Below are 6,820 nucleotides of genomic sequence, written 5' to 3' on the forward strand. Positions count from 1 at the left end.
CACAGCCTCAACGCCGGTTGGCGTTTCATTGTGGAAAACTGGCTCCGCTGCCAGCAATGGATCTCCGTTCGGGACAACCAACACAAAATTGTGTCAACCAATTCCAAGCCCTTTTGTTCTCAGAATTGATTTTGCACTACAGGGAATGTATCGGCCATGGCTAAGACGTCGGATTCATCGAAGACGGCTCACTACGAGTATGGACCATTTGGTGAAGTGGTCCGAGCGTCTGGAACGATTGCCAAATCCAATCCGATGAGATTCTCCACCAAGTGCCAGGATGAGGAGTCCGATCTGCTCTACTACGGCTACAGATTTTACAACGCCTCCACCGGGAGGTGGCCATCAAGGGATCCAGTCGCTGAGGAGGGTGGGGTTAACCTGTTCATGTTTGCATTGAATGCGCCGATCAGCACACTTGATTACTTAGGATTTGTATCAATTCGAAAGGGCGATGTTCTAGCCGTTAATAAGAATGGAAAAAAAGTGGGAGAAGTCAAAATTGACACCTATAGGCCGGACAGCTTCGCAAGCTTCTTTGGTGCGCTTCTTGAAATTAGCGTCAATGTGAACCACGAGCTAGCATGCAACTGCTTTTACCGTTGGCGCCAGCGCTTTACCGTCCAAGACGAGAAAGGATTCCTGAGTGAGGATGGGATTGTCCTCAATAACGTTCTAGATCCTCTGAGCGACAGTGACGACAAGGAATGGTACTTTACTAACAAGGAGCGTCCAGTTTCTCCTGACGGCATCTCTGAATTTTTCGAAGATCAACCTAGACGTATCCGAGAGCGGGTCTTTGGTTCGAAGAATGTTCCGGAGGCTCCGATTCTGAGGAAACGGCTTCGCTGGAAGGCCACCTTGGAGCTTGTCGAGGTCCCCAATCTATCTGTTGCTGGCGGGGGTACTCCGGTCGTGACGATCGAATGGGGCTTCCAGTCCGATATCGCAGGGCGCGATAAACTACTAACCCGATAACAATCATGAGATCGATAATTCACATGTTGGTTCTCGCATTAATCGGGCTATGCGGCTGCTCCAACGAGAACGAACAATCGGGTGAACGCATACGTTGGGGAAAGCCAGAGAGTGGACTCCAGCTTGGAGTTCGATCCGACCATACTAGTTATCCTACGAATGGCCCCGTGCTCATCTTTTTCAGCTTCAGGAACATTTCGTCCTCAGCTATTACAATTTGGGACAGTGGTATCTGGCCCAACACAAGGATCGATGCCGTAGGGTCTGACGGGTTGCTGTTGAGTCCAACACGGGAGGGCGCTATCAGACGTAATCTATTCTCTCCTCATGGTCATCGAGACAAAAACATCGCTGTTAAACTGGCACCGGGTCAGGTGCGCGAAATGGAGCCAATTGACTTAGGTCGCCTTTATTCGCTCCCTTTCAAGTCTGGTTTTACAGTTGGGATCCTGTATGAGGAGTACCAGCCGGGCGGCTGGGCGGGCAAGGTTTCCAGCGGAACACTCAATTTCCAAGTCTGGAATCCATAACTGGAGCCTTGGCTGCATTCACCGTTTGCGGGATCCAGATATTTGATTGGCGTCTCATCCAGCTGCATGTAAGGACTGACTTGGAAGTCGGCTTTGATACACCTGACGATGGCTTCCAGGAGTGTCGATCCGGATTTACCCGAGTTGCCGCGGTAAAACTTCCAAACTCCTATAGCAATGGCGCTCGACTCGGCAGCGGGAATCGCCAGCGGTTTTGCCAGCAAAAGAGCGTAAGCGGTGATTTAGTGACCCCCTGGCGGATAGCGGCGCGAGCTGGTATGGAGGCGTCGCATGAAATCACCTCAAAGTTCCGTCCGTCTTCGGCGCCGGGCAGCTAAGGCTGCTCGCAGAGCTCGCTTACTGGCTAAGTTCGATTCCAGCGGTTTGTCCGCAGCCGCCTTCGCCCGCAAGCATGAGCTCAATTACACCACCTTCGCGGCCTGGCGACATCGATCGGCCCAGAAGAAAAAGCCTATCGCCTTCGCGCAGGTTGAGCTCACCCCCAGTGAACCCACCTACCTCACTGTGGAAGTCGGCGCCCTCGCTCGAGTGCGTCTCACCTCTGCAGACCAAATTCAACTGGCAGCACACCTCCTGCGTTGCCTCCAGAGCCCATGCTAAGCTTCCACTCTCACCTGAAGGTGTTCCTGGCCACCGCACCGTGCGACTTGCGCGCCAGCTTCACCGGTCTGTGGGCCGCAGCTCAGCAACAGCTGGGAGAGGATCCGAAGAGTGGCGCTCTCTTTGTCTTTGGTAACCGCCGTCGGAAGCGTGTTTCATAATGCATCCTTCCTACTCAATGCCGGGAAGCTGAAGCGTCCGTTCCTCCTGTAAAACGCGAAAATTTCGGGGTCGCCGATCCACAATCGCCCGCACGCCTATCTTGACGGCCTCACTTTCCAAGCTCGCCGCAGGGACCTGCCAGGGGGCCGATGGCATCAGTTGTTTGGCGGGAATGATGCCTTCGCGAACAAGTCGAAGTACCGAGCCCACGCAGATCTTTAGCCTTCGAGCCGCTTCATCCATACTGACCATCTTTTCACGCGGTTGAGCCGGATCGAAGGGAGCGATCCCCATTCTCTCACGTAACTCACGAACGCGCACGGCTGTCCAAGTTGCGCCGTCGGTGGCTCGGCATCGCATCCGATTCATAGTCACAGCCAGCTCGCGATCAGGCCAATGTCCTCCGAGAGCACGGAGGACTTCGACCGGGCTGGGGTGGCGATCTTCGGGGTAGCGGCCTGTGCGTATCCGAGAGATGCGCTGCTCGGTGTGACGACCGCCTTTCCAATGAATGGTCACGACCGACTCATTGGTATCATCGTTCTGATCAATGACGACTTCCTGGATCAAAATGTGGGTCAGCCGCTGTTTTACGCCGTCACTGGTGTTCGGGGCATTCCAAGCCGCCGGCAGATCGTGAGCCAGTGCCAGCAGCGAAGCTCGATCTACAGGTGGTCGAGTGGTGGCTAAATGATCGATTCGGGCGATCTTCGACTCAAGATCGCCAACGTGAGCGAGTGCTGCATTCCAGCGTCCTTCCAGCTCACGTGCTACCAGCCGTTTGTCGGGGTCTACGGCCGCGTGACGGCGAGCAGCCAAGGACGCCTCATAGCGAGCTTTATCCCAAGATTGCCGTTATGCCGAGAAGCAGAGCGTAACCGCGATTGCGACCATACCTGGCATATCGCGGCACAGGTCGCTACTCCGCATTATGGTCACCCGTTGATGCTTGGGAGATCGGGGCACTGCTGAACCAGGGATAGTGGGATTTCAACGACAGCGACTTTCCGCAAAGGATGGTGTTTCTCAACTGTGCCTCCTCGCACACACAACAAAAGGGCGCGACAAGCTCCGAACGCTAAGGGGATGAACCGGGTCACTACGATGGGGCTCCGTTCAGATCTGATCGTGATTAACGGGGGATTCACTGACTTCCTCAGGCGACGCCATGCGTCCGATTTTACGGTCACCTACTACTGCAGATTCCTCCGGAAGGTCGCTGCGCATCTCGATCGCCAAGGGCGCCGTGCGATCCATTTACACCGAGGCGAAGCTTCGGAGATCATGCGAATGTGCCTCCCTAAGTGGACGGCCGCCTCACGCAGGCCTTTGCGATCGGCGCTTTTTCATTGGCTAAAATTTCTCGGCAGGTTTCACGAAGCCACCCCTAATGTTCGCTGGCAAAGATGGCTTGATGATTTCGCCCGCTTTCAGCGTTCCCATCGCGCTCTCGCGGATTGCACTGTGCAAGGGACGGCACGGGTACTCGGGCGATATCTGTCATGGCAGTTTCAGCACCGACCTCTCAGATGGTGCCGAGTGAAGGTGGAGGACTTGCGTCGTTACGCCACATTGCTATGCCGCGACCTCTCCCCAAAAAGCGTCAACGGCACTCTCTCCATGTTGAGACAGTTCTTCCGTTTCCTGCATTTGCATGGCAAGTGCTCGTCTGCGTTGGCCGCGGCTCTGCCAACCGTCGCAGACTTCGGCCGGCGTCGAGTTCCGGAGGTGCTTGATGAGGGTCGACGACAAAAGTTTATGCGAAGCTTTGATCGTTCCAGCGAGCAAGGCTGTCGGGACTATGCGATGGCGGTTTGTCTGAGTGACCTCGGGCTACGCGCGTGCGAGGTTCGGCGACTTCGCTGCGATGACATTGATTGGAAGCTACGGCTACTTCGAGTCCCCCCCGCCAAAGCAGGTTCAGGACGCCATCTACCAATGCCCGTCCATGTCCAAACCGCTCTACGCAACTACCTCGAACTGCGGCCCTCAACCCACGCACCCGAACTGTTTGTGGGGCAAGCAATGCTGCGGGGGCGCGCGTTGTCATCACACGCGATCATCGCCGTGATGGATCGTGCCTATCGGCGTTGCGGGTTTCACGGATGGTTTGGATCCCACAGGCTCCGACACTCCTTCGCCAGCAGGCTCTTTGCTTATGGCGCGACAACCAAGGAGATTGCGGACCTGCTCGGCCACAGGCTCGTCGCGACAACCGATCACTACACTCAGGCCCATGATCTTCGTCCCCTGATCCAACCATGGCCTCTCTAGCAAGCCCTTCCAAATTGACGCTGGTGCGCCGCTATTTGAGGTTTCGCCGCAAACTGGGTTACCGACTACGGGGCGGGGAGTTGCTCCTTGGTTTTGCTCGACTGGCTGATAGGGAGGCTCCTCGGGCACCATTGACAACGGCATTGGCGGTACGATGGGCTACCTCTGTGAAGACCGCTCGGCCGGCGACCCACGCCGGAAGGTTAGGAATGGTCCGCGGCTTCGCGCGATACTGTGCGTCCATTGATCCGCGCACCCAGATTCCGAGTAGCCATTTACTCGGGAAGATGTTCCAGCGTGTTCGACCGCATCTCTTCACGCAGAAGGAGATCAAACTCTTGATGCGGCGCACGCGAAAACTGGAGACATTCCGCTCCTCCCTCCACCCACTGACGTACGAAACACTTATCGGACTGCTTGCATCCACTGGGATGCGGCCTGGTGAAGCCCTGCGGCTTCAACTGCGGGATCTGGACCCAGAAAGGGGCACGTTGCGGATTGCTAGCTGCAAGTTCAGTCCACAACGCGTCATTGCGCTCCATCCCGACACAGTCCGTGCGCTCCAACGCTATGAGAAACAACGCCGATCGCTCTTTCCCCTGGGTGAGACGTTCTTCGTCAATGCGAGGGGTTTACCCTTGAGCATGCGACGGGTGGACAGGGTATTTCAGAACATCGCTGAAGGTATGGTTTCCCGCGGTGGCCGTCGCTCGCTGCGGTTGATGGATTTTCGTCATACCTTCGCATCGATGCTTCTCGCACGATGGAGTCGCCAGAAGGAGCCCATCGCGCATCATCTCTTGCTGCTCGCGAGGTATCTTGGTCACCGTTCATTCCATTCAACGTGGTGGTATGTATCCAGTAACGCAGGCGCCCTGTGGCACGCAAGCGAGCGATTTCGAAAGTCTCATTCTTAACCCCATGCGAAATGATGAACTGCCGGAGCTAATTCAGCGCTTTTTCACCCACTACCTGTCGGCACAACGTGATTTGAGCCAACACACGCAGAGGGGGTATCGGGACACATTTCGACTGCTGCTGGGATTTCTGGCCAAGCGAAACAACCGCACCGTGGACCAATTGACCCTCGAAAACCTCAGCCCAGCGGCAGTCCTCGCATTCCTCGACTTCTTGGAGAAGCAGCGGGCGAACTCTTCCCGCACACGCAATCTGCGACTTGCTGCAGTCCGCACTTTCGTTCGGTTCGTAATCGGCGAGGCAGTTGGGGTCAGTTTTATTGCTGTGGGACATCGTATTCTCGCCATTCCACAAAAGAAGTTCGCCAAACCAGTCCTTGGTTTCTTGACTCGAAAGGAGGTTGAAGCAGTGCTTGCGGCCATGGACGAACGCACGTTTTCGGGGAAGCGCGACCGTCTACTCTTCACGCTGCTTTACAACACGGGAGCTCGGATTACGGAGGCACTCCAACTCCGCCCCCGAGATTTTATGCACCGCTCTGTCCACCTACAGGGCAAGGGACGCAAGGATCGATCCGTGCCGTTGTGGCCGCACGTGGAACGACTCTTAAGTCGATGGTGCCGAGAGAATAAAACCGGACCTGATGAGTTGATCTTCACCAATCGACTACGCCAGACGCTGAGCCGTGACGGCGCGGCGTTTCGTCTCTCATTGGCAGTCCGTCAAGCTGAGCAAAAGTGTCCCTCCCTGAAAGGTCGCCGCATCACCTGCCACACGTTCCGACATTCATGCGCAATGGGTCTGCTGCAGGCAGGCGTGGCTCTTGAGGTCATCGCGCTCTGGCTCGGCCACGCAAAACCGCTAACGACTCACGGTTATATTGAGGCCAATTTGAAAATGAAAGAGGCATGCCTTAAGCGGCTGACCGCGCCGAAATTGAGATCCCATCAGAAGTCGCAAAACTCCTCTCGACTCTTGGCGTTCCTCCGAGCCATCTGATAATGCGGAGTAGCGACCTATGCCGCGATATGCCAGGTATGGTCGCAATCGCGGTTACGCTCTGCTTCTCGGCATAACGGCAATCTTGGGATAAAAAACAAAATCAGGCCAACAGCGATCGGAAAAAAGAACTGGATGTTCTTCGGATCCGAAGAGGCGGGTCAGCGCAACGCGGTGATCTACACTCTAATCGCCAACTGCCGAATCCACGGTATCGAGCCGTATGAATACCTTAAGGACGTGCTCACTAGGCTTCCATCGACGACGAATCATACCGTGGGCGAACTGACGCCGATCAAGTGGAAAGAGGCTCGCACGATAAGCGTCAGCCGAGCGGC

The 6,820-nt window shown here is 55.8% G+C and carries 9 protein-coding genes; 7 read left to right on the top strand and 2 right to left on the bottom strand.

All coding sequences use genetic code 11. From position 1 onward, the window contains the following. Window positions 1–156 precede the first annotated feature (156 nt). Window positions 157–978, top strand: coding sequence for an RHS repeat-associated core domain-containing protein (locus JNN07_23690; GenBank protein ID MBL9170755.1), 822 nt, complete (start codon window positions 157–159; stop codon window positions 976–978). 409 nt (window positions 979–1,387) lie between these two features. Here the strand turns inward: JNN07_23690 and JNN07_23695 are convergent, their stop codons facing one another. Further along, entirely contained in the window at window positions 1,388–1,732 is a 345-nt protein-coding gene (locus tag JNN07_23695; GenBank protein ID MBL9170756.1) for a hypothetical protein, read from the bottom strand. Window positions 1,733–1,799: 67 nt separating this feature from the next. Here JNN07_23695 and JNN07_23700 point away from each other — a divergent pair, with 67 nt between their 5' ends. Both JNN07_23700 and tnpB read left to right on the top strand, forming a co-directional pair. Beyond that, window positions 1,800–2,129, top strand: coding sequence for a hypothetical protein (locus tag JNN07_23700; protein MBL9170757.1), 330 nt, complete (start codon window positions 1,800–1,802; stop codon window positions 2,127–2,129). Then, window positions 2,123–2,290 (top strand): IS66 family insertion sequence element accessory protein TnpB, encoded by a 168-nt coding sequence (gene tnpB / locus JNN07_23705; GenBank protein MBL9170758.1) that lies wholly within the window; start codon window positions 2,123–2,125, stop codon window positions 2,288–2,290. The genes JNN07_23700 and tnpB overlap by 7 nt, the downstream gene beginning before the upstream one ends. A 10-nt stretch (window positions 2,291–2,300) precedes the next feature. On the opposite strand, the gene JNN07_23710 is transcribed toward tnpB, so the two are convergent. Beyond that, window positions 2,301–3,110 (bottom strand): hypothetical protein, encoded by an 810-nt coding sequence (locus JNN07_23710; GenBank protein ID MBL9170759.1) that lies wholly within the window; start codon window positions 3,108–3,110, stop codon window positions 2,301–2,303. Window positions 3,111–3,377: 267 nt separating this feature from the next. On the opposite strand from JNN07_23710, the gene JNN07_23715 reads away from it, so the two are divergent. The 4 genes from JNN07_23715 to JNN07_23730 all read left to right on the top strand — a co-directional run. Next, window positions 3,378–4,565 (top strand): tyrosine-type recombinase/integrase, encoded by a 1,188-nt coding sequence (locus tag JNN07_23715; protein ID MBL9170760.1) that lies wholly within the window; start codon window positions 3,378–3,380, stop codon window positions 4,563–4,565. After that, window positions 4,553–5,482, top strand: coding sequence for a tyrosine-type recombinase/integrase (locus JNN07_23720; GenBank protein MBL9170761.1), 930 nt, complete (start codon window positions 4,553–4,555; stop codon window positions 5,480–5,482). The genes JNN07_23715 and JNN07_23720 overlap by 13 nt, the downstream gene beginning before the upstream one ends. Window positions 5,483–5,486: 4 nt before the next feature. Then, complete coding sequence (locus JNN07_23725) at window positions 5,487–6,482, top strand: tyrosine-type recombinase/integrase (protein ID MBL9170762.1); 996 nt, start codon at window positions 5,487–5,489, stop codon at window positions 6,480–6,482. Window positions 6,483–6,617: 135 nt separating this feature from the next. Next, a partial coding sequence (locus tag JNN07_23730) for a transposase domain-containing protein (GenBank protein ID MBL9170763.1) occupies window positions 6,618–6,820 on the top strand: 203 nt, incomplete at its 3' end.

The organism is Verrucomicrobiales bacterium, from assembly GCA_016793885.1.
Classification (GTDB): domain Bacteria; phylum Verrucomicrobiota; class Verrucomicrobiia; order Limisphaerales; family UBA11320; genus UBA11320.

What these genes read in the sequence shown, in the direction of transcription:
- JNN07_23690 (MBL9170755.1), top strand. Translation starts at nt 157, where the DNA reads ATGGCTAAGACGTCGGATTCATCGAAGACGGCTCACTACGAGTATGGA.
- JNN07_23700 (MBL9170757.1), top strand. Translation starts at nt 1,800, where the DNA reads ATGAAATCACCTCAAAGTTCCGTCCGTCTTCGGCGCCGGGCAGCTAAG.
- tnpB (MBL9170758.1), top strand. Translation starts at nt 2,123, where the DNA reads ATGCTAAGCTTCCACTCTCACCTGAAGGTGTTCCTGGCCACCGCACCG.
- JNN07_23715 (MBL9170760.1), top strand. Translation starts at nt 3,378, where the DNA reads ATGAACCGGGTCACTACGATGGGGCTCCGTTCAGATCTGATCGTGATT.
- JNN07_23720 (MBL9170761.1), top strand. Translation starts at nt 4,553, where the DNA reads ATGGCCTCTCTAGCAAGCCCTTCCAAATTGACGCTGGTGCGCCGCTAT.
- JNN07_23725 (MBL9170762.1), top strand. Translation starts at nt 5,487, where the DNA reads ATGCGAAATGATGAACTGCCGGAGCTAATTCAGCGCTTTTTCACCCAC.